General features: G+C 72.2%; 17 protein-coding genes and 2 pseudogenes. 8 read left to right on the top strand and 11 right to left on the bottom strand.

Annotated elements, in window-relative coordinates; translation table 11 throughout:
* Window position 1: 1 nt before the first annotated feature.
* The 3 genes from gap to argG all read right to left on the bottom strand — a co-directional run bounded on the left by gap (window position 2) and on the right by argG (window position 3,627).
* Window positions 2–1,003, bottom strand: coding sequence for a type I glyceraldehyde-3-phosphate dehydrogenase (gap, locus tag AQI95_RS04490; protein ID WP_067117663.1), 1,002 nt, complete (start codon window positions 1,001–1,003; stop codon window positions 2–4).
* A gap of 108 nt (window positions 1,004–1,111) precedes the next feature.
* Window positions 1,112–2,068 carry a GlxA family transcriptional regulator gene (locus AQI95_RS04485; RefSeq protein WP_067117660.1) on the bottom strand — a complete coding sequence of 319 codons (957 nt, stop codon included), beginning with the start codon at window positions 2,066–2,068 and terminating at the stop codon, window positions 1,112–1,114.
* Between the two features lie 110 nt (window positions 2,069–2,178).
* Window positions 2,179–3,627 carry an argininosuccinate synthase gene (argG, locus tag AQI95_RS04480; RefSeq protein ID WP_067117657.1) on the bottom strand — a complete coding sequence of 483 codons (1,449 nt, stop codon included), beginning with the start codon at window positions 3,625–3,627 and terminating at the stop codon, window positions 2,179–2,181.
* A 153-nt stretch (window positions 3,628–3,780) separates the two neighbouring features.
* Between argG and AQI95_RS04475 the strand changes: the two genes are divergently transcribed.
* Complete coding sequence (locus tag AQI95_RS04475) at window positions 3,781–4,599, top strand: DUF427 domain-containing protein (RefSeq protein WP_067117654.1); 819 nt, start codon at window positions 3,781–3,783, stop codon at window positions 4,597–4,599.
* Window positions 4,600–4,610: 11 nt separating this feature from the next.
* Here AQI95_RS04475 and AQI95_RS04470 read toward each other — a convergent pair whose 3' ends face one another.
* The 3 genes from AQI95_RS04470 to AQI95_RS04460 form a co-directional block, all read right to left on the bottom strand.
* The gene (locus tag AQI95_RS04470; protein WP_067117650.1) at window positions 4,611–5,528 is read right to left on the bottom strand and encodes a TIGR03564 family F420-dependent LLM class oxidoreductase; all 918 of its coding nucleotides are present in this window, start codon (window positions 5,526–5,528) and stop codon (window positions 4,611–4,613) included.
* A gap of 58 nt (window positions 5,529–5,586) precedes the next feature.
* Window positions 5,587–6,147 carry a YciI family protein gene (locus tag AQI95_RS04465; RefSeq protein ID WP_067117647.1) on the bottom strand — a complete coding sequence of 187 codons (561 nt, stop codon included), beginning with the start codon at window positions 6,145–6,147 and terminating at the stop codon, window positions 5,587–5,589.
* A 93-nt stretch (window positions 6,148–6,240) separates the two neighbouring features.
* Complete coding sequence (locus tag AQI95_RS04460) at window positions 6,241–7,899, bottom strand: penicillin-binding transpeptidase domain-containing protein (protein ID WP_067117644.1); 1,659 nt, start codon at window positions 7,897–7,899, stop codon at window positions 6,241–6,243.
* Window positions 7,900–8,050: 151 nt separating this feature from the next.
* Here AQI95_RS04460 and AQI95_RS50565 point away from each other — a divergent pair.
* A pseudogene (locus AQI95_RS50565) lies at window positions 8,051–8,658 on the top strand (hypothetical protein); the annotation flags it as partial.
* Between the two features lie 208 nt (window positions 8,659–8,866).
* Here the strand turns inward: AQI95_RS50565 and AQI95_RS04450 are convergent.
* Window positions 8,867–9,433 (bottom strand): TetR/AcrR family transcriptional regulator, encoded by a 567-nt coding sequence (locus tag AQI95_RS04450; RefSeq protein WP_067117639.1) that lies wholly within the window; start codon window positions 9,431–9,433, stop codon window positions 8,867–8,869.
* A 110-nt stretch (window positions 9,434–9,543) separates the two neighbouring features.
* Between AQI95_RS04450 and AQI95_RS04445 the strand changes: the two genes are divergently transcribed.
* On the top strand, window positions 9,544–10,467 hold the full coding sequence (locus AQI95_RS04445) for an SDR family oxidoreductase (RefSeq protein ID WP_067117635.1): 924 nt from the start codon (window positions 9,544–9,546) through the stop codon (window positions 10,465–10,467).
* Between the two features lie 55 nt (window positions 10,468–10,522).
* On the opposite strand, the gene AQI95_RS04440 is transcribed toward AQI95_RS04445, so the two are convergent.
* On the bottom strand, window positions 10,523–11,257 hold the full coding sequence (locus AQI95_RS04440) for a TioE family transcriptional regulator (RefSeq protein WP_067117632.1): 735 nt from the start codon (window positions 11,255–11,257) through the stop codon (window positions 10,523–10,525).
* Window positions 11,258–11,360: 103 nt separating this feature from the next.
* Here AQI95_RS04440 and AQI95_RS04435 point away from each other — a divergent pair, with 103 nt between their 5' ends.
* The 4 genes from AQI95_RS04435 to AQI95_RS04420 all read left to right on the top strand — a co-directional run bounded on the left by AQI95_RS04435 (window position 11,361) and on the right by AQI95_RS04420 (window position 15,240).
* Window positions 11,361–12,518, top strand: a complete 1,158-nt coding sequence (locus AQI95_RS04435) for an erythromycin esterase family protein (RefSeq protein ID WP_067117629.1) — start codon at window positions 11,361–11,363, stop codon at window positions 12,516–12,518.
* A gap of 104 nt (window positions 12,519–12,622) precedes the next feature.
* Window positions 12,623–13,021 carry an ACT domain-containing protein gene (locus AQI95_RS04430; RefSeq protein WP_067117626.1) on the top strand — a complete coding sequence of 133 codons (399 nt, stop codon included), beginning with the start codon at window positions 12,623–12,625 and terminating at the stop codon, window positions 13,019–13,021.
* A 56-nt stretch (window positions 13,022–13,077) separates the two neighbouring features.
* The gene (locus AQI95_RS04425; RefSeq protein WP_341849451.1) at window positions 13,078–14,052 is read left to right on the top strand and encodes a MerR family transcriptional regulator; all 975 of its coding nucleotides are present in this window, start codon (window positions 13,078–13,080) and stop codon (window positions 14,050–14,052) included.
* Window positions 14,053–14,589: 537 nt separating this feature from the next.
* On the top strand, window positions 14,590–15,240 hold the full coding sequence (locus AQI95_RS04420) for a hypothetical protein (protein WP_067117619.1): 651 nt from the start codon (window positions 14,590–14,592) through the stop codon (window positions 15,238–15,240).
* Between the two features lie 204 nt (window positions 15,241–15,444).
* On the opposite strand, the gene AQI95_RS04415 is transcribed toward AQI95_RS04420, so the two are convergent.
* Window positions 15,445–16,401, bottom strand: coding sequence for a hypothetical protein (locus AQI95_RS04415; RefSeq protein WP_067117616.1), 957 nt, complete (start codon window positions 16,399–16,401; stop codon window positions 15,445–15,447).
* A 264-nt stretch (window positions 16,402–16,665) separates the two neighbouring features.
* Here AQI95_RS04415 and AQI95_RS04410 point away from each other — a divergent pair.
* Window positions 16,666–17,223: pseudogene (locus AQI95_RS04410) on the top strand (alpha/beta hydrolase); the annotation flags it as partial.
* A gap of 2 nt (window positions 17,224–17,225) precedes the next feature.
* Here AQI95_RS04410 and AQI95_RS48280 read toward each other — a convergent pair.
* Together AQI95_RS48280 and AQI95_RS04400 are read right to left on the bottom strand one after the other, a co-directional pair.
* A complete protein-coding gene (locus tag AQI95_RS48280) occupies window positions 17,226–18,563 on the bottom strand; it encodes a hypothetical protein (RefSeq protein ID WP_067117609.1) in 1,338 nt (445 codons plus the stop codon).
* Between the two features lie 77 nt (window positions 18,564–18,640).
* The gene (locus AQI95_RS04400; RefSeq protein ID WP_067117606.1) at window positions 18,641–19,642 is read right to left on the bottom strand and encodes a CPBP family intramembrane glutamic endopeptidase; all 1,002 of its coding nucleotides are present in this window, start codon (window positions 19,640–19,642) and stop codon (window positions 18,641–18,643) included.
* Window positions 19,643–19,683: the final 41 nt, after the last annotated feature.

Genomic DNA, 19,683 nt, shown 5'->3' with positions numbered 1-19,683 from the left:
GTCAGCTCCCGGCGAGGAGTTCGAGCGTGTCGATCACACGGTGCGAGAAGCCCCACTCGTTGTCGTACCAGGCGACCACCTTGACGTGCCGACCGCCGTCGACGCGGGTGAGGGCCGAGTCGAAGACCGACGAGGCCGGGTTGCCGGTGATGTCGGACGACACGAGCGGGTCGTCCGAGTACTCGAGGATGCCGGCGAGCGGTCCCTCGGCGGCGGCGCGGTACGCCGCCAGCACCTCGTCGCGGGTCACCTCGCGTGTGACGGTCGTGTTGAGTTCGACGATCGAGCCCACCGGGACGGGTACCCGGATGGAGTCGCCCGACAGCTTGCCGTCGAGGCGGGGCAGCACGTGACCGATCGCCTTCGCCGCGCCCGTCGTGGTCGGCACGATGTTCACGGCGGCGGCGCGGGCCCGGCGGGCGTCGCGGTGCGGGCCGTCCTGCAGGTTCTGCTCCTGGGTGTAGGCGTGCACCGTCGTCATGAACCCGTGCTCGATCCCGGCGAGTTCGTCCAGCACGGCGGCGAGCGGCGCGAGCGCGTTGGTGGTGCAGGAGGCGTTGGAGACGATGGTGTGCAGGGCCGGGTCGTAGGCGCCGGTGTTGACGCCGTACGCGAGCGTGACGTCGGCGCCGTCGGACGGCGCGCTCACGAGGACCTTCCGCGCGCCCGCGTCCAGGTGGGCGCGGGCGGCCTTCGCCGAGGTGAAGCGGCCGGTCGCCTCCAGCACGATGTCCACGCCGAGCTGGGCCCAGGGCAGCCGGGCCGGTTCGCGTTCGGCGAGAACCGTGATGCGCCGGCCGTCCACGACGAGGGCGTCCCCGTCGGCGGTGACGGGACGGCCGAGCCGACCGGCCGTGGTGTCGAAGGCGAGCAGCCGTGCGAGGGTGGCGGGTTCGGTGAGGTCGTTCACGGCGACGACTTCAAGGGCGCTGTCGCGTTCGAGCAGCGCGCGCAGCACGTTGCGTCCGATGCGACCGAATCCATTGATGGCGATGCGCGTCATGAGTGGGGCCCTTCCGCTTGCGTCGTTTCCCACCAGCGTCGCGTGCCGCGTCCGGTCACGGCAGTGTCGCGAGCGCCACGGTTCGCAAGGATCTCGCCAGCCGGTCGGCTACTCGCCCCGGGTGAAGGTGCGCCGGTACTCGCTCGGGGTGGTGCCGAGGATCCGCTGGAACTGGGTGCGCAGATTCGTGCCGGTGCCGAGGCCGACGTCGGCGGCGATCTGCTCGATGCCGCGCTCCGAACGTTCGAGCAGCTCGCGCGCCAGGTCGACGCGGGCGCGCATCACCCACTGCATGGGCGTGTATCCGGTGTCCTCGACGAAGCGCCGGGAGAACGTGCGCGCCGAGACCGCCGCGTGCCGGGCGAGCATCGTGAGGGTGAGCGGCTCGCCGAGGCGGTGCAACGCCCACTCGCGGGTCGCGGCGAACCGCTCGCCGAGCGGCTCGGGCACACTGCGCGGCACGTACTGGGCCTGGCCTCCGCTGCGGTAGGGGGCGGCCACCAGGCGTCGCGCCGCGTGGTTCGACACGGCCACGCCGAGGTCCGTGCGCAGGATGTGCAGGCACAGATCGATGCCGGACGCGGCGCCGGCCGACGTCAGCACGCTGCCCTCGTCCACGAAGAGCACGTTCTCGTCGACCCGGACGAGGGGGTGCTTGGCCGCGAGGGCGCGCGCGTAGTGCCAGTGGGTGGTCGCGCGCCTGCCGTCGAGGAGCCCGGTGGCCGCGAGCGCGAACGCCCCCGTCGAGATGGCGGCGAGCCGTGTGCCCCGTGCGTGGGCCGTGCGCAGCGCGTCGACGACGGGCGGCGGCGGGTCCTCGCGGTCCGGGAACCGGTACCCGGGGATGAAGACGATGTCCGCCCGCGCGAGCTCGTCCAGGCCGTGGGCGACGTGATACGACAGCCCGTCGCCGCCCGCCACGGGTCCGGGCGCGGCCCCGCACACCCGCACCTCGTACGGCATGCTCGCCCGTGTCGTGAACACCTGCGCGGGAATCCCGACGTCGAGCGGTTTGGCACCTTCGAGCACCAGGACGGCGACGCGCTGCAGGCGGGGGGACGGCACGGGACTCAGGGTACGAGAACCGGCCCGAGCGCCGTACGACGGCGGGCCCCGTCGGTCGGTGGGGTACCGACGGGGCCCGCTGTCCAGGGGGGACGGCCGGTGCGGCGGTGTCAGTCCGTGCCGGACTCCATCGCGGCGCGGTCCAGCAGCTCGTCCTCCTCCGGGGCCTCGCCGCGGGAGGCGATCGCCTCGGCGCCGCCCTCGGGCATCGCGCCGATCAGACCGGTCGAGGCGGCCTGGGCCGCGCCGATCAGTGCCGGGTGCTCGGTGCCGACCATGCCGAGGCCCGCGTACTGCTCGAGGCGCGCGCGGGAGTCGGCGATGTCGAGGTTGCGCATGGTGAGCTGGCCGATCCGGTCCGAAGGGCCGAACGCGGAGTCCTCGGTCCGTTCCATGGACAGCTTGTCCGGGTGGTAGCTGAACGCGGGGCCCGTGGTGTCGAGGAGCGAGTAGTCCTCACCGCGCCGCAGGCGCAGCGTCACCTCGCCGGTGACCGCCGCGCCGACCCAGCGCTGCAGCGACTCGCGGATCATCAGCGCCTGCGGGTCCAGCCAGCGGCCCTCGTACATCAGCCGGCCCAGCTTCCGGCCCTCCGCGTGGTACTGGGCGAGGGTGTCCTCGTTGTGGATCGCGTTGACGAGGCGCTCGTACGCGGCGTGCAGCAGCGCCATGCCGGGCGCCTCGTAGATGCCGCGGCTCTTGGCCTCGATGATCCGGTTCTCGATCTGGTCCGACATGCCGAGGCCGTGCCGGCCGCCGATGGCGTTCGCCTCCATGACCAGGTCGACCGGCGAGGCGAACTCCTTGCCGTTGATCGTGACCGGGCGGCCCTGGTCGAAGCCGACCGTCACGTCCTCGGCGGGGATCTCGACCGCGGGGTCCCAGAACCGCACGCCCATGATCGGCTCGACGGTCTCCACGCCGGTGTCCAGGTGCTCCAGGGTCTTGGCCTCGTGGGTGGCGCCCCAGATGTTGGCGTCGGTGGAGTACGCCTTCTCCGTGCTGTCGCGGTACGGCAGCCCGTGCGCGAGCAGCCACTCGGACATCTCCTTGCGGCCGCCCAGCTCGGTCACGAAGTCGGCGTCCAGCCAGGGCTTGTAGATCCGCAGGTGCGGGTTGGCGAGCAGGCCGTAGCGGTAGAACCGCTCGATGTCGTTGCCCTTGAAGGTGGAGCCGTCGCCCCAGATCTGGACGTCGTCCTCCAGCATCGCCCGGACCAGCAGGGTGCCGGTGACCGCGCGCCCGAGGGGCGTGGTGTTGAAGTAGGCACGCCCGCCCGAGCGGATGTGGAACGCGCCGCAGGAGAGCGCGGCCAGCCCTTCCTCGACGAGAGCCGCACGGCAGTCGACCAGGCGCGCGATCTCGGCGCCGTAGGCCGTCGCACGGCCGGGTACGGAGGCGATGTCGGGCTCGTCGTACTGGCCGATGTCGGCGGTGTAGGTGCACGGGACGGCACCCTTGTCGCGCATCCACGCGACGGCGACCGACGTGTCGAGGCCGCCGGAGAAGGCGATGCCGACGCGCTCGCCGACCGGAAGGGAAGTGAGGACCTTGGACATAGGAAGAGTATGCATCATTCCGTATGGCCATGCATAGTCCGTGGCGCCAATCGGCCCGTACAGCCGTGTCGGCTCGCCGCCCCGCCGCCCGGTGCGATCTGGCACGTGGCTCCCGTCCGCGCCAGCATGGAGGCGGGAGGAGGAGACCTGGACATGACCACCCTCAGCACCGCCCAGCCGTTGCGCACCACCCCCGAGGGCCTGCTCTGGGAACCCAGCGAGCGCTGGGTGCGCGGCCGCAAGGGCGATGTCACCGTCGTCGACAGCCGCCACCCCGTCCTCGTGTGGGAGCCCGGCGTCCCCGTGCCGCTGTACGCCTTCCCGCGCGCGGAGGTCCGTACGGAGCTGCTGCGCCCCGCGAAGGACCCGCCGACCGGAAGCCACACCGGATCGACGCTCTTCTACGATCTCCAGCTGGACGGCGAGCTGCTGCCCGACGCCGCCTGGACGTTTCCCTCCGCCGACCTCGCCGACCACATCGCCTTCGAGTGGTTCCGGCGCACCGGCAGGGGCCTGGACCACTGGTACGAGGAGGAAGAGGAGATCTTCGTCCACCCCCGCGACCCGCACAAACGGGTCGACGCCCTGCCCAGCAGCCGGCACGTCGTCGTCGAGATCGGCGGCCGGGTGGTCGCCGACACCCACCGCCCGGTGCTCCTCTTCGAGACCGGCCTGCCGACCCGCTACTACCTGCCCCGCGAGGACGTCCGCCTGGACCTGTTCCGCCCCACCGAGCAGCACACCGGCTGCCCCTACAAGGGCACTGCCGCGTACTGGTCCTGGCACGGCGGGCAGGACGCGCCCGGCGCGGCGGACGTCCCGTCCGACGTCCTGTGGAGCTACCCCGAACCGCTGCCCGCGGTGGGCGCGATCAAGGGGCTGCTCGCCTTCTACAACGAGGCCGTCGACATCACGGTGGACGGTGAGCGCCTCGAACGCCCGGTCACGCACTTCGTCCGGCCGCCGTCCTGAGGCCGGGCGGGTCAGCCGTCCGCCAGCTCGCCGAGCAGCTTCCAGGTGCGGCGCTGATCCGCCTCCCCGCCCAGGTCGGTCGAGGTGAAGACCACCTCGGTCGCTCCGGCGTCACGGTAGCGGCGCACCTCGGCGGCGACGGTCTCCTCGTCTCCGACGACGGCGAGGTCGGCGGCCCGGGTGGCGCCGGACTGCTCGATGACGCGCCGGTAGGACGGGAACTGCTCGTAGAAGGAGAGGGCGTCGGTCGCGGTGCGGCGTACCGCCTCGACGTCGGCGGTGACCACGCCGGGGACGAGGGCGACGATCCGCGGCGCGGGCCGGCCCGCCGCCTCGGCCGCGGCGGTGACGGCGGGAACGATGTGTTCGGCCAGGGCGCGCGGGCCGGCCAGGAGCGGGAGGATGCCGTCCGCGAGCGCGCCGGAGACGCGCAGCGCCTGCGGACCCATGGCGGCGACCAGGATCGGCACCGGCGGTTCGGCGCCCGGTACGGCCGCCGGCAGCGGGGTGGCGGCCGTCAGCAGCTCGCCGTGGAAGTCGACGCTGCCCGTCTCCAGCACCGGCCGCAGAGCGGTGAGGAATTCGCGGAGCCGGGCGACGGGACGCTCGTGCGGGATGCCGAAGCCGGTCTCGGTCAGGTGCTTGGTGCCGAGCGCGAGTCCCAGGTGGTACCGGCCGCCGGTGGCGGCCTGGGCGGTCTGGGCCTGGGCGGCGACGAGCAGCGGATGACGGCCGAAGACGGGGATCGCCGCGGTGCCGACGTGCAGTCCGGGGACCTCGCGGCCGACGATCGCGGCCAGGGCCGGGGAGTCGTAGGAGAAGGTCTGCCCGAACCACGCCGAGCGCAGCCCGGCCGCATGGGCCTCGCGCGCGAGCCGTACGGTGGTGTCGATCGGGTGGTGCAAGGAGAGCGCTACGCCGATGCTCATATCGGGGCAACCGGCAGCAGGCGACCGGCATTCCGGCTCGTCCACCGCGACCCGTGCGTCACCGCCGGCCGCCGAACGTCCAGGCGTGGACCTCGATGTCCGCGTACCGGTCCGGGGTGAGGACGGTTCGTGCCGTGTCCGGGTCCGGCGCCCGGAGCAGTGCGGCCGTGCCGAGCCAGGCCGCCCCGTCGTCGGACAGCAGCGGCCCGTACGCGATCAGCTCGTCCCTGCGTCGCGAGGGCAGCGCGGTGAGATCGGCGTCGGCAGGCCGCCCGGCGCCGAGACCGAGCACCAGATACCGCTCGCCCTCACTCGCGCCGCCGGGGAAGTCCCACATGGTGCGCCCCAGCAGGTTGCGCCAGCGGCGCAGCAGCACGTCCCGGTAGACGCCCGCCTGGTAGGTGGGCTCGTCGAAGGCGAAGGCCCGCGCGGCGGCGGAGTCCGGCAGGTCCACGATGTGCACACTGCCGGTGGGCGTCTCTCCGTCACCGGCGAAGGTCGGGCCGCGGGCGATCATCTCCTCGGCGTACCGGTCCATGTAGGCCCAGTGGCGTTCCACCAGCTCGTCGCGCAGGGACAGGGAGCCGGGCCGGTCGCGGTGGTAGCAGAAGAACTCCATGGGAGCGGACCTTTCCCGATCACGGCGCAGGCCTCAACTCCTTTTGCGTGCGCGGGATCGGACCGCCTTCGGCGTCCGCCGCGGGGTCGGTGCTCAGCCGCCGGTCAGCAGCTGTCGTACGACGTAGCCCGCGGAGTCCACGCCGGAGCTGCCTCCTTCGACGAGCGCCGCCGCCGAGATACGGGAGTTGTAGGCCGTCAGCCAGCCGTTGGTGTGGTCCCCTTCCTCGGCCGTGCCGGTCTTGGCGCCGACACCGACCAGTCCGCCCAGTCGCGGGGCGGCCGTACCGCTCGTGGCCACAGCGCGCATCATCGACTGCAGATAGCCGGCCGTGCGGGCGGAGACGGGCCGGGGCGCGGTGTCCTGGCGCTGCCCCGGCAGGATGATCGGCTGCTCGAAGCCGCCGTTGCGCACGGTGGCCGCGACGGACGCCATGAACAGGGGCGTGGCGGTGACCTTGCCCTGGCCGATGAACTGGGCCGCCTGGTCGCCGCCCTGGACGTCCGGCGGGATGCTCGGGTCGGTGGTGGCGACGCCGCCGCCGATGGACCAGCTGCCCATCCCGAAGACGTTCACCGCCTCGTCGTTGAGCGCGGAGGCGTCGCCGTCGTGCACCAGGTGGTGGAAGCCGTCCTTGATGAAGGAGGTGTTGCAGGACACCGTGAAGGCCTGGGCGAGGGAGGCACCGGGGTCGGCCCGCACACCGGAGTCGTTGTGGAACAACTGGCTGTTGGCCATCAGCGAGTCCGTGCACGGCGCCGGGCTGCTCGGCGTGAGGCCCGCCTTGTCGAAGAGGGCCGCCGCGGTGACGATCTTCATCGTGGAGCCCGGGGACTTGATGCCGTCGAGGGCGATGTCGCCGTCGTCGCCCGAGTGCGCGATCGCGAGGATGTGGCCGGTGCGCCAGTCCAGCGCCACGGTCCCCGCGGGCTTCTGCTGGAGGTGGGTGTCCTGCACCGCACGCTCGGCCACCCGTTGGAGGCCGGCGTCGAGGGTGGTCCTGATGACCGCCGGCCGGCCCTTGGCGAAGACCTTCACCGTCTCCACGCCCGCGCCGTCGCCGTCGACCACGGCCACGCCCGTTCCTGGACTGCCCCCCGTGGGCTTCGCGTTCTTGCCGATCGTCGCCGCGACGTCCCGCAGCGACGGGAACGTGGACAGGTCGGTCCTGCCGTCGCTCGCGACGACCTTCACGTCGTCCGCACCGGCCGGCAGCTTGCCCGCGGTCAGCGACTGGCTGTCACCCAGGCCCGGATAGAGCACCGAGTTGTTCCAGTGGACGGCCAGTTGGCCGTCGGTGCTCTTCAGCACCGCCACGGCGCTGGAGTAGTTCCAGGTGCCGCCCGCGACCTGGGCGGTGACGTCGAAGGTGACCTTGGTCGCGCCCGGCGTCACCGACGAGGGCCCCACGGCCAGGATGTGATCGAACGTCAGCTTCTTCAGACGCAGGCCGGCCGCGTAGTCCCGCAGCGCCGGCTGGGCGGTGTCCGGTGTGTCCGTGTCGCTCGCCGCGCCGTCCAGATGCTGCCGGGACCAGCTGTCCAGGAACGCGCGTGTCAGCTTCTTCGCCTCGGCTCCCGACGGGGGCGTGCTCGAAACCGCGGAAGGGTCGAAACCGTGCGCGTCCTGGGAGTTGCCGTCACCCGACGAATCGGAGGCCAGGCCATGCACGATGTTGTAGGTACCAATCCCCCCGAGGACGAGCAGCGCGGTGCATGTACCGGCGAGGCCGATCTTCACAGCTCTGTTCATGCGCAGGATCGTATGTACGTTCCATGAATGCGCATCCGCATTGTCGAGGGATCGTTATCGGAACGTGCGGCCGCCCACGCCGCCGCCTGGGCCGGCGATCGCCCGGCGGACTTCCCCATCACCTCCCAGACGTCGGAGGTGTCGACGAGTCATGACGGCCGAAGGAAGCGGCGGTGGCGGCGCTGCCCGGACCGGCCCGCGCCGCACAGTCCGCGTCTACGGAGCCGTCCGGCTGCGCCGGCTCCACGGGGCGAAGACATCGGACGTCCCTGGAGGCTCCACGACACCATGACCTCCGATCGCGCCTGGGACGGATTCGTGCGCGGCCAGGATCTCGTGTGGACCAGGCTGCCGACCCTCTGGCGCGAGGGCCCGTTCCTCGGGGACGGACTGCTGGGCAGCATGGTCTACCAGGAGCCGGGCGCCAACCGGATCCGCTTCACCGCCCTCGTCCACGACGAGGTCCTCGCCGACCCCCGGCGCATCAGCGAGGCCGCGCCCGCCCCTGCGGCGACGGCACACCGGCTGGTGGCACGCCTCCTACCGCAAGAGCTTCGTGTCGTTCCCGGACCGGAGACTGCGGAGTTTCCACTGGATCCAGCTCTGCAAGGTCACCTCGGCCAGCCGCGCGGGCGGCCCCGGGATGGCCACCCGGACAGCTCCGGCATCGGCCGCGGCTCCGACATGTTCGCCGACCGCGGGGTGGGGGAACCGGGCACCGGCGCCGAGACCGGCGACCTCACCTGGGCGCTGCACAACTGGGGCGGTGTCGTGCGCGAGTTCCCGGCCGTGCCGTCGGCCCGGGAGGACGTACCCCTGCACAACCAGACTGCGGCACGGTCTGAGCGGGTCCCTCACCGTGCCCCACCATCGCTCCCGTCGCGATCAGCGAACCCGGCCCCGCGTGAGCCCTCTGGGGGAGTGCGTGCCAGACCCCGCGTGCCCGGCAGGACCCGTCGGACAGGCCCTAGGCGCCCGAGGTCACAGCCTTCAGTTCGGCCAGCGCCTCCCGGGTCAGCTGCGCCAGCGGGCGTTCCTCGTCCGGTGCGATCCAGCGCTCGAAGGCGACCTTGAAGACGGCGACCGCCGCCTCGGCGCTCAGGCTCGCGGCCGGCTCAGCGACACCGCGGCTGCGCAGGGTGTCCGTGAGCACGGCCACCAGCGAAGCGAGCTTGATCAGCTCACGCTCCCGCAGTTCCGCGTTGGCCGTGATCACGGCCTGCCGCCGACTCGCGAACTCACGCTGGTCGGCGAACATCTCGGCCACGGCGTCCAGCCCGAGCGTCAGCGCGTCGAGCGGCGGCGCGGACGTCGGCGCGCCGGCGACCGCCCCCACGAACCGTCCCTCCAGCTCACCGGAGCCGGCGAACAGCACCTCGCGCTTGTCGGCGTAGTGCCGGAAGAAGGTCCGCTCGGTGAGCCCGGCCCGCTTGGCGATCTCCGCCACCGTGGTCTGCTCGTACCCGCGCTCGGCGTAGAGCGCCAGTGCGGCCTTCGCCAGGCGTCCGCGCGCATCCGGCTCCCATCTACCCATACGGAGATCTTACGCGACGACAGGGGCTGACATCCCACTGATGACAGGGGCTGTCATCAGGTGTACCGTCTATGACAGTCACTGACATCGTCGACTCTTTGGGGTCTCCCATGCGCATCTTCGTCACCGGCGCCTCCGGCTGGATCGGATCCGCCCTCGTCCCCGACCTGATCGAGGCGGGACACCAGGTCGTCGGGCTGGCCCGCTCCGACGCCTCCGCCGCCGCGCTCACCGCGGCGGGCGCGGAGGTCGTCCGCGGCACCGTCGACGACCTCGACGTCCTGCGGGACACGGCCGCCGCGTCGGACGGCGTGATCCACCTCGCCTTCAAACACGACATCGCCTTCAGCGGCGACTTCCAAGGCGCCGCCGAGGCCGACCGCCGCGCCATCGACGCCTTCGGCGAGGCACTCGCCGGCACCGACCGGCCCTTCGTCATCGCCTCCGGCCTGGCGGGCCTCGCCCCCGGGCGGGTGGCGACCGAGCTGGACATGCCCACGCACGACTTCGCGCCGTTCACGATCCGATCGGCCACGGCACGGGAGGTGCTCGCACTCGCCTCGCACGGCATCCGCTCCTCCGTGGTGCGGCTCTCGCCGACCTGCCACGGCGACGGGGACAACGGATTCATGGCGGCGCTCGTCGCCGTCGCCCGCGACAAGGGCGTCTCCGGCTACATCGGCGACGGCGTCAACCGCTGGCCGGCCGTCCACCGCCGCGACGCCGCGCACTTGTTCCGCCTCGCGGTCGAGCAGGCCCCGGCCGGTTCGGTGCTGCACGGTGTGGCCGAGGAGGGCGTCGCCATCCGTGACGTGGCCGAGGTGATCGGCCGGCACCTCGATGTGCCGGTGGTCTCCGTGGCACCCGAGGCCGCGGGCGCCCATTTCACCTGGCTGGGCGCCCTCCTCGGTCTCGACATCCCCGCGTCGGGCAACCTGACCCGCGAACTGCTGGGCTGGAAGCCCACCCACACGGATCTGCTCGAAGACCTCGACGAGGGGCACTACTTCACCGGCCCTGCCACCACCGCCTGAACGGTTCCGGGCAGCTGCCACGGCGGGCCGGCCCAGCGGGAGGATGCGGGCCCGCTCAGCGGGCGTCGGCCTGGTCCTCGCCGCCGAGGTGCGTCAGGTACGCGCTGAGGTGCGTGGCCGCGTGCAGCATGGCGAGGCCCTGCGCGGTGAGTCTGCGCTGCCAGGCCTCCAGGGAGGCGGCGAGTGCGTCCGTGCCGCCGACCGTGCGGATCTGCTGGACCACGGTGGCGATGTGGTCCAGCGGATGGCCCCCGCGCCGCAGGAGATGCGCGAGTTCGGCGTCGCGGATGTCGTCGGCATGGAAGATCCGGTATCCGGTGGCCCGGTCCCGCGCGGGGGTGAGGATGCCCGCGTCCTCCCAGTTGCGCACGGTCGCCGGTGTCACGCCGAGTCGGTGCGCGAGTTCGCCGACCGTGCGGGTCCCCGTGTCCGGGGCGGGAGCCGCAACGGCCCCGGACTCCGCCGTCAGGTGCTGCAGCGCCGTACGTACGGCGTCGAGGGTGTCCCGGTCGCGCAGCAGCTGACCGTGGCCCCGGTCGACGATCGTCAGGGCCTCGTCGAGGTGGTTCCGGTTGAGTGCGCTCATGATCCGGCCGGCGGCCGCGTACCCGTAGGCCGGGACGAGCGAGAGGTAGGCGCGGAGCGCTGCCGCGTGCGCCTCGGTGTAGAGCCGGTAGCCGCTGGCGGTGCGCTCGGCGGGAGGGAGGAATCCATGCCGCTCGTAGTTGCGCACCGCCTGGGTCGAGATGCCGTGCTCGCGTGCGAGGTCGGCGGGTCGCAGGGGGCTCACCGGTTGAGACTTTACCGCAGGTCCGATCCCCAGAACCCGTCGCACTGCTCACCGATGCCGATCCCAGGCCTCAACCGACCTTTCAAGGATACGGTTGAGGTCCATGAGTCAGGACATACGCGACTTCGCCACCCCGTCATGCGACCTCTTGGCACTGGGTGAGCCGACACATCAGGAACCGGCCTTCGGGCACGTCCGCAACGAACTGTTCGCCCGGCTGGCCGACTACGGCTTCCGCTCCATCGCCCTCGAGATCGACCGCGTCGCCGCGCTCGCCGTGAACGACCACGTCCAGACCGGAGCCGGCAGCCTCGACACGGTCATGCGCGAGGGCTTCTCCCACGGCTTCGGAGCGCAGGACGCCAACAGGCAGCTGGTCCGCTGGATGCGCGCGTACAACGAGAACCGGCCGGCGGAACGACGCCTGACGTTCCACGGCTTCGACGCGCCGACGGAGAACACCACTGCCCCCAGCCCCCGGCCCTACCTCGAACACGCCCGCGACTATCTGGAACTCGACCTCGACCTGGCGGGCCTCACCGGCGACGACACCCGGTGGAGCCGCCCGGAGGCGGTCCTGGACGCCGCCATGTCGCCCGGCGCCACGGTCGAGGCCGAGCGGCTGCGGTCCATCGCCGACGACATGCTCCTCTCGCTCTACGCGCGCGCCCCGGAACTCATCGCGGCGACCTCCCGCGACGAGTGGTTCAGGGCCAGGACCCATCTCACCGCCGGCCTCGGCCTGCTGCGCTACCACAAGCAGTGCGCGCGGCCCCTCGAACCGGGTCTGCGGATAGCCGCACTCGCCGCCACCCGGGACGCGCTCATGGCCCAGAACCTGATGGACATCCGCGGCATCGAGGAAGAGCGGGGCCCGACCCTGGTCTTCGCCCACAACCTCCATGTCCAGCGCAACCCGAGCGTCTGGCGCCTCGGAGACCTGGCCGCCGACTGGTCCTGCGCCGGAGCCATCGTGGGTTCGCTGCTGGGCGAGCGGTACGTCTGCGTCGTCGGCAGCCTGGGCCGCAGCGAGGCACTGGGCCTGGGCGACCCGGACCCGGACACCTACGAGGGCCGCCTCCAAAGCCGTGTCGGCACCTGGGGTCTGGAGGCGTCCGGCACGGCCCCGGCCGCCCGCACACGGACCGACACCCACCCGAGGCAGGGCTACTTCCCGCTCGACCGGGCGACGCTCGACGCGGTGGACGCGGTCCTGCACATCCGCGAGGGCATGTCAGAGGACTCCCCCGCACGCACCTGACGGCGCCGGGAGGCCGAGTCCGCCGCGGCGCCACCGGGCCGGACAGGTGACCGCCACCGCTTGCCTGCGGGGCGGGCGGTGCGCAGGTCCGTAGGCTGCGGCCCATGACCGGCGAGACTGATCTGCGCATCCTGCTCGGCGACATGCGTGCGGAGCTGAATCCGGGCCCGTATGTCTTCACCATGGCCGAGGGCGGTGTGCCGTCCGGTGTCACTCCCGTGGTGACGGTCGCCGAGCGGGAGGGCCTGACCCTCATCGTGCCGCAGGCGGATGCCGACGCGGCAGGGATGGCGTACGACTATGTCGCCGGATGGATCACCTTGCGGGTGCACTCCGCGCCGGCTGCGGTCGGGCTGACCGCCGCGGTCTCCCGCGCCCTCGCCGACGCGGGCCTGAGCTGCAACGTCGTCGCCGGTTTCCACCACGACCACCTCTTCGTGCCCCACGAGCACGCCGAGCGGGCCATGGAGGTCCTCCGGCGACTGGCGCGAGACGCCTCCTGAGCCTTCGCACGTCTCGCCGCCCGCTTGACCTTGCCCCGGGGGGCAGGGTTTAGCGTGTGAGCGAGGTGAACGGCATGCGGATCGGCGAGCTGGCACGGCAGGCCGGCGTGACCGCCAAGGCGGTGCGGTACTACGAGTCGCTGGGGCTGATCACACCTGGGCGGCTCGCCAACGGCTACCGGGACTACGACGGGGACGACGTACGCCTCGTACGGGAGATCAGGGCGCTGCACCGGCTGGGCATCCCCGTCGAGGGCACCCGGCCCTTCCTGGAGTGTCTGGCGGCCGGGCGCGCGTACGCGGACGACTGTCCCGCCTCGCTCGCGAGCTACCGGGCGGCCATCGACGAGCTGACCGGGCGTATCGAGGCCCTGACCGCCCGCCGCACGACGCTGATCGCCCACCTGAACGCCGCCGCCCACCGCGGCAGCGGCGTCGTACCGCCCGAGGAGAGAGGCACAGCAGTCATGGACTATCTGACCCTGCCCGCGGACCTGCCGGTCCCCGAGGACGACGGCGCGGCGGACCATCTGCCCGGGACCCGTGCGCCACGTCTCGCCCTGCTCGACACGGCGGGGCGTACGGTCCGCCTGGACGCCCTGGGCCCCCGCCGCACGGTCGTCTATGTCTACCCCCTCACCGGCCGTCCCGGCACCGATCTGCCGGAGGGCTGGAACTCCATTCCGGGAGCCCGTGGCTGCACTCCCGAGTCGTGCGGATTCCGCGACCACTTCCAGGACCTCCTCGCAGCCGGCGCCGGGCGTGTCTACGGGCTGTCCAGCCAGGACACCGACTACCAACGCGAGGTCGTGGAGCGCCTCGGGCTGCCCTTCGACATGCTCTGCGACCCCGCCCTCGGCCTGGCCGACGCGCTCGGACTGCCGACGTTCGAGGTCGAGGGGATGCGGCTGTTCAAACGGCTGACCCTCGTCCTCCGCGACGGTGTCGTCGAGCATGTCTTCTACCCGGTCTTCCCGCCGAACGAGCACGCCCGACAGGTCCTCACCTGGCTGCGCGAGCACCCCCTCTAGGGCCCGGCTGCCCCGCAGCACGTACAACCTGCTCGTGGAGCCCGCACGATCGCCGCGCTCCACGAGCATCCGCGGCTCGGCATGCCTCGGCCGCCTCGTCCCAACGGCCGTAGGAGAACGGCGCGATGGCCCGGAGGTTCGCGCTCGTGGCCGCGCCCGCAACGATCACCTCCAGCACCGCGAACGCCGGTCGCACCGGCAGGCAACGATTTCATGGCCGCATTCTGCGAGTCGCGCCATCCCTTGGCCATTGCTTGGGTTGTGCCGCGAAGGCCTGCGACTATCGGCTGTGGGGCCGAACACGGAACAGGAGATACGGGAATTCAGGGAATCCGCCGCCTCTTCTCGAGCCCTGATCCACGCAACGCACAGGATTCACTGAGTAGAAACACGTCGGCACATCCGTATCATCCATGTGTCGGCACATCCCGCAGGACGACATTCGCACTGCGGGGGACCCGCACCTACAACTCCCGCCTCCCGCTTGCCGCAACCCGCAGGCCATGGGGCGCCCCACATGAACGATTGGAGCGGCAGATGCCCGAGCCCAGCGCACCCGTCACCGAGTTGGCTTCCCAGTACGTCAGCCAGGTGACCAACGACCTCGAGCGCAACGTCAAGGAACAGGAACGCATCACCGACGAAATCGGTTCTCTGCAGGAGCAGTTGGCCCGTCTCCAGCACGATCACACCATTCTCGTGAGCATGCAGGAGGCGCTCGGCGTCGTGACGCCGGTGGGCGTACCCGCCGCCGCCGAGGCCCCCGTGGTTCCCGCCCCGCGCAAGCAGAGCACCACGCCGTCAACCACGCGCCGCGCGCCGAAGAAGGCCGCGACGGAGCAGCCCGAGGCCGGGAAGCGCACCGCGAAGAAGGCCGCGGTGGCCAAGCCCGCGGCCAAGAAGGCCACCGGACAGGTGGCTCAGCCCACGCTCGTCGAGCTTGTCCGCCGTCATCTCGCGGGTCAGCAGGAGCCCCGCTCCGCGGCGGAGGTCACCGAGGCGCTGGGGAAGGCACATCCCGACCGGGAGATCCAGACCAAGGTCATCCGCACCACCCTGGAGAACCTGGTCGCCCGCAACAGCGCCCAGCGCAGCAAGCAGGGCTCGTCCGTCTTCTACACGCTTGCGACGCCTTCGGTGCCCGCGCCGGCCAACGCGAAGGAGTCCCTGCCGGGCACCGGCGAGTGAGTCGTGGCCACATCGCCCCGTCCTGACCGTGCCTGGTGCACGAGGACTGTCTCGGCCCGCTCGGGGCCGGTCCCGGCCGGCACCGAGGGGTGGCCGTGGAGTCCCGGGCGGGGCATGTCCGGTGCAGGTGTGTTCTTCGCACCGCCGACGGTCGTCCGCCGCATCGCTGATGTGGATGATGTGTCGGGCCCGGCCGCCCGCGGCTCATCGGCCGACGGTGGTCTTCTGCCGCGTCTGGTCGAACTCCGTCACCGGGTCGCCGCCGGTCTGCCAGGGCCACGCGGTGACGATGCCACCGACGGTCTCGAAGACGGAACGCGCCTCTCCCCGCCGGTCCGCCGCCATCAGCGCGTAGGCGAGGAGGTTCAGGTCGGCGAGCGCCTTGGCGTGCCGGAGGAACCCGGGCCGGCCCCAGGTGTGTGACGCGCGGTCGAGGGTCTGCGCGGCCATCTCCTGCGACCAGTGGTTGCGCGCGACCAGTGCCTCGAAGCCGCCGCGGTCGAGGATGGCGTGGTACTGGCGGACCTGCGCGGTCAGTTCCGTCGCCACGCACGGCGCGTTGGCGGGCATGCGGGCGCGCAGGGAGTCCACGAAGTCCAGGACCTGGACGCGCGAGCCCGCCTCTGCGGGGCTGAGGTAGTCGAGCATGCTCAGGTACGCCTCGCGGTTCCAGCGATCACGCACGAGTACCTCGTTCCACACCCCGAACACCTGGGACTGCTCCCGGCGTTCCAGACGTGCCACCGCGAGGAGGGCCACCCATGGGGTGGGGTCGTCCGGGGCGAGTTCGGCGGCCCGCAGACAGCTGTCGATGGTGGCGGCCGGGTCCTCCAGACGCCCGTGGGCGCGGCCCTGAGCGACCTGGGTCCAGGCGTGCAGGACGAGTGCGTCGGCGCTGCGCGGCTCGCGCGTGACCCAGGAGCGCGGCAGATGGGAGCCGGCGAGATAGCCCGCCAGGACGTCCATACGATGTGTACGGCGGTCCCAGTCGCCCGGGTCCTGCTCCAGGAGGCGGGACATCTGCGCCACACACAGCTCGGTGGTCGCGATGGTGCCGGTCCTGGTGGTCGCCACGAGCGATTTCAGCAGCTTGCCCAGGTCCTGGTCGTCGAGTTCCGGGGCAAGGCGGGCTCTTCTGCGGCGACTTGAAAGAAATGCCATGGCCGGAGATTAGGGCGGATCGGTGGTCGCACAAGGCCTGGGCCGAGATCGTTATGGTTTACACGTATCATCCGGCATCTGTCGGGTGCTCCGCGTTGCGCCCGTCAGGTCTCCGATCCCCCGGTATACGCGTCCGGCCGGTGCCACACCTACCTGGCTCCCCGCAGCGCACCGCGTGCGGACCAGGGGGAAACCGTGCGGTGTGGAGGCTGCGGCGGCACACCATGGGCCGTTCCCCGCGCCTCTACATCTTCGACCTGCCGCCTGCCGCCTGCCGAGGGGCGCATGGCACTCGACGAGCTGCAGGCCGGCGATGTCCGCAAGCCCGCCGTCGACGAGGAGTGGATCATCATCTCGGGCGGCCCGGCCGGCAGTGTCCAGGCCCGCATCGTCAAACCCGCCGGAACCGAGACGGCCCTTCCGGTGGTCCTCTACATCCACGGCGCCGGCCGGGTGTTCGGCGACGCCCACACCCACGACCGCCTGGTGCGGGAGCTGGCGGTCGGTGCGGCTGCCGCCGTCGTGTTCCCCGAGTACGACCTCTCCCCCGAGGCCCGCTACCCGGTCGCCATCGAGCAGAGCTTCCCCGTCGCCCAGTGGGTCGTCGAGCAGGGCGCCACCAAGGACCTGGACGGCTCGCGGCTGGCCGTGGCCGGGGACTCCGACAAGCTCCGCCAGGCCGGCGTACCGGTGACGGCCGTGCGCTTCCAGGCCGTCATCCACGACTTCGTGATGCTCGACGCCCTGCGCGACACTCATGCGGCCCGGACCGCGACCGACCTGGCCGCACGCACTCTGGGTGCGGCCCTGCACACCACCTGAGGTCACGGGCCTCGGCGGCCCGTCCGCCACGAGCGGCCGCCGTCGCACATCGACCAGACCTCCCGCAGCAGGACCGGGTAGTCCTCGCCATAGGTGTGGATGCCCGCGTACACCGCGTCCAGGGCCGCCTGCAACGGGTCGGGGGCGGCGGCGCCCAGCAGCGCGGGGACGGCCATGTGCGGCTGGGACACGGGCAGGGAGCGGTCCGGTTCGCCGATCACGACCCGCAGGGTGTGCCCGGTACCCGTGGTGACCTCGGGTGTCGGCGGCTCGGCCGGTGCCGCCTCGCGCAGCCACGCGGTCGCCGGACCCACGACCGACGCGATCGCGTCGGGCACGGGAATCGGCAGGGACACCTCTTCCCCGACGCGCGGCGCTTCGAAGGGCGGGCGCCCTGGAGGCACCGCCCGGCCGACGGCCCGGTCCGGGACCCGCGGGTCGGCGTCGAGGGCCTGCCACACCCGGTCCGCGTCGTCGAGCGGCGGCGGCAGCGGCCGTCCCTCGGCCACGGCGGCGAGCCCCGCGGCGATCCAGTCCAGCTCCGCCAGACCCGCCGCCTCGCACGCGCGGCGCGCGGCCAGCAGGGCCACCGCCCGCTGTGCGGCGGGGCCGGCCGCGTCCACGGCGTGCACGAGCGCCGCGTCGAAGTCGAGCACGCCGCGGACGTTTCCGTCGACGTCGCGCAGTGCCTGGCTCGGGGACCGGCCGCCCCATTCCCAGCGTTCGTAGGCCGCTTCGTGTTCTCTTTCCGCCTGTTCCTCGGCGAGGCGGGCCTGCCGCTGGGCCTCGGCGCGCTCGGCCGGTGTGGGCGGCGGCGGCAAGCGGCGGGCGTAGTCGTGCCAGTAGGCCGCCGACGCCGAGGTCTGGACGACGACCCGGTCCGGCGCGGGTGGTGCCGGCCAGAACTGCAGCAGGTAGCGGTCCAGTCGGGGCTCACCGGTCAGCCGGGTGTCCGCCTCCTGCGCCGCGTCCATGCCCTTGGCGCAGTACCGCACCCGGTAGTCGGTCTCATCCAGGCCCAGGTCCCAGGATCCCTCGCCTCCCCAGAGGACGAGCGCGGTGCCGTCCGAGGCGGGGCGGAAGGACACCTCCACGACGTCCTCCCAGCTCGGGTCCAGCGGCGGGGCCTCGTCGTGCACTTCGGCCACGAAACCCACGTCGCCCGTGTGCAACCCGGTGGAGAGCCACAGCGTTCCGGGGATCGCCGCGCCGCACAGCCCGGAGGACTGGCCGGCGAACGACTCCGCGAGATCCGGGCCGTAGCTGTCCGGATCGCTCTCGACGTACATCTGACCGTAGTGGACGTGGACTTCTCCCTCGACCGGCCTGCGCACCGTCATTACCCCCATCGCCTCCAGGAACGGGCCATGCTCGGCACATTACGGCCCGGCACTGACAACGCCCCGGCCCACCCGCGTCAGCGCGCCCGGTCCTGGCCTGCCCAGGCGGACGGCACGGGAGCGCCCGCGACGTACGGGTACGGGGCGGCGAAGGGGAGCGGTGGTACGGGCGGCAGCGGTGCCGGGGCCGTACGGTCCAGGGTGCGGCGGCGCAGCAGCCACACCACGGCGGTGGTGTAGAGCGCGATGCCCGCGACGTCGACCGCGACCAGCGGCCATGTCGCATCCGCCGCCGTCTCGTCGCCGTCCAGGCCGCCGACGACGGCGGCCGAAATGCCGAAGGAGAGGAGGTTGTTGACCGTGTGCAGGACGATGGACGCCTCCAGGCCGCCCGTGCGCCAGGTCAGCCAGCCCGCCGCCGCGCCGAAGACCACCAGGTCGGCGAAGCCCCAGGGCGTGCCCCAGCCGTGGGCGGCGGCGAACAGGACGGCCTGCGGCAGGAACGCACCCCACGGCGAGCGCAGGAACGCGCCGACGGCCTGCGTCAGCCAGCCGCGGAACACGTACTCCTCGGCCGCCGCCTGCAGCGGAACCAGCACGACGAGCATGGCCAGCGCCGGTCCGAACACGGACCATCCCGCCCACCGGGTCGCCGTCCCGCCGTCGGAGGGGAGCAGCAGCATGGCGCCCGTCGTGAGGGCGAGGATCGGTACGGCCGCCAGCAGGCACAGTCCCAGCCAGCGCCATCGCAGCCGCCCGGTGACGGAGGAGACCGTGCCGGCCGGGCGGCCCCCGATCCAGCGCACGGCCACCAGCACCACGGGTATGGCCACGGCGAGAAGGAGCAGGTCCACGGCGGTGCCCCACACCGGTCCGAAGTCGACGAAGCCGTCCGGGTCCTTCGGGCGTCCGCTGCGGGCGCCCAGCGCGAACACGACACCGAGGACGACGAGCACGGCGATGGTGTACCCGACCGTCACGACGAGGGTTCCCACCAGTGGACGCCACCATCGGTGGCGTGCCGACAGGCGGGCCAGTCGGTGGTACGGAAGCGGTTCGGGAAGCGGTGCGTGTGCCATGTCCCCAGCCTGCCCCACGCTGTTGGGGCACCTCGTCGGCC

It is taken from the genome of Streptomyces yokosukanensis (assembly GCF_001514035.1).
Taxonomy (GTDB): Bacteria; Actinomycetota; Actinomycetes; order Streptomycetales; family Streptomycetaceae; genus Streptomyces; species Streptomyces yokosukanensis.
The sequence above is the reverse complement of the archived record's forward strand: the minus strand, read 5'-3'. Positions and strand labels throughout refer to the sequence as shown.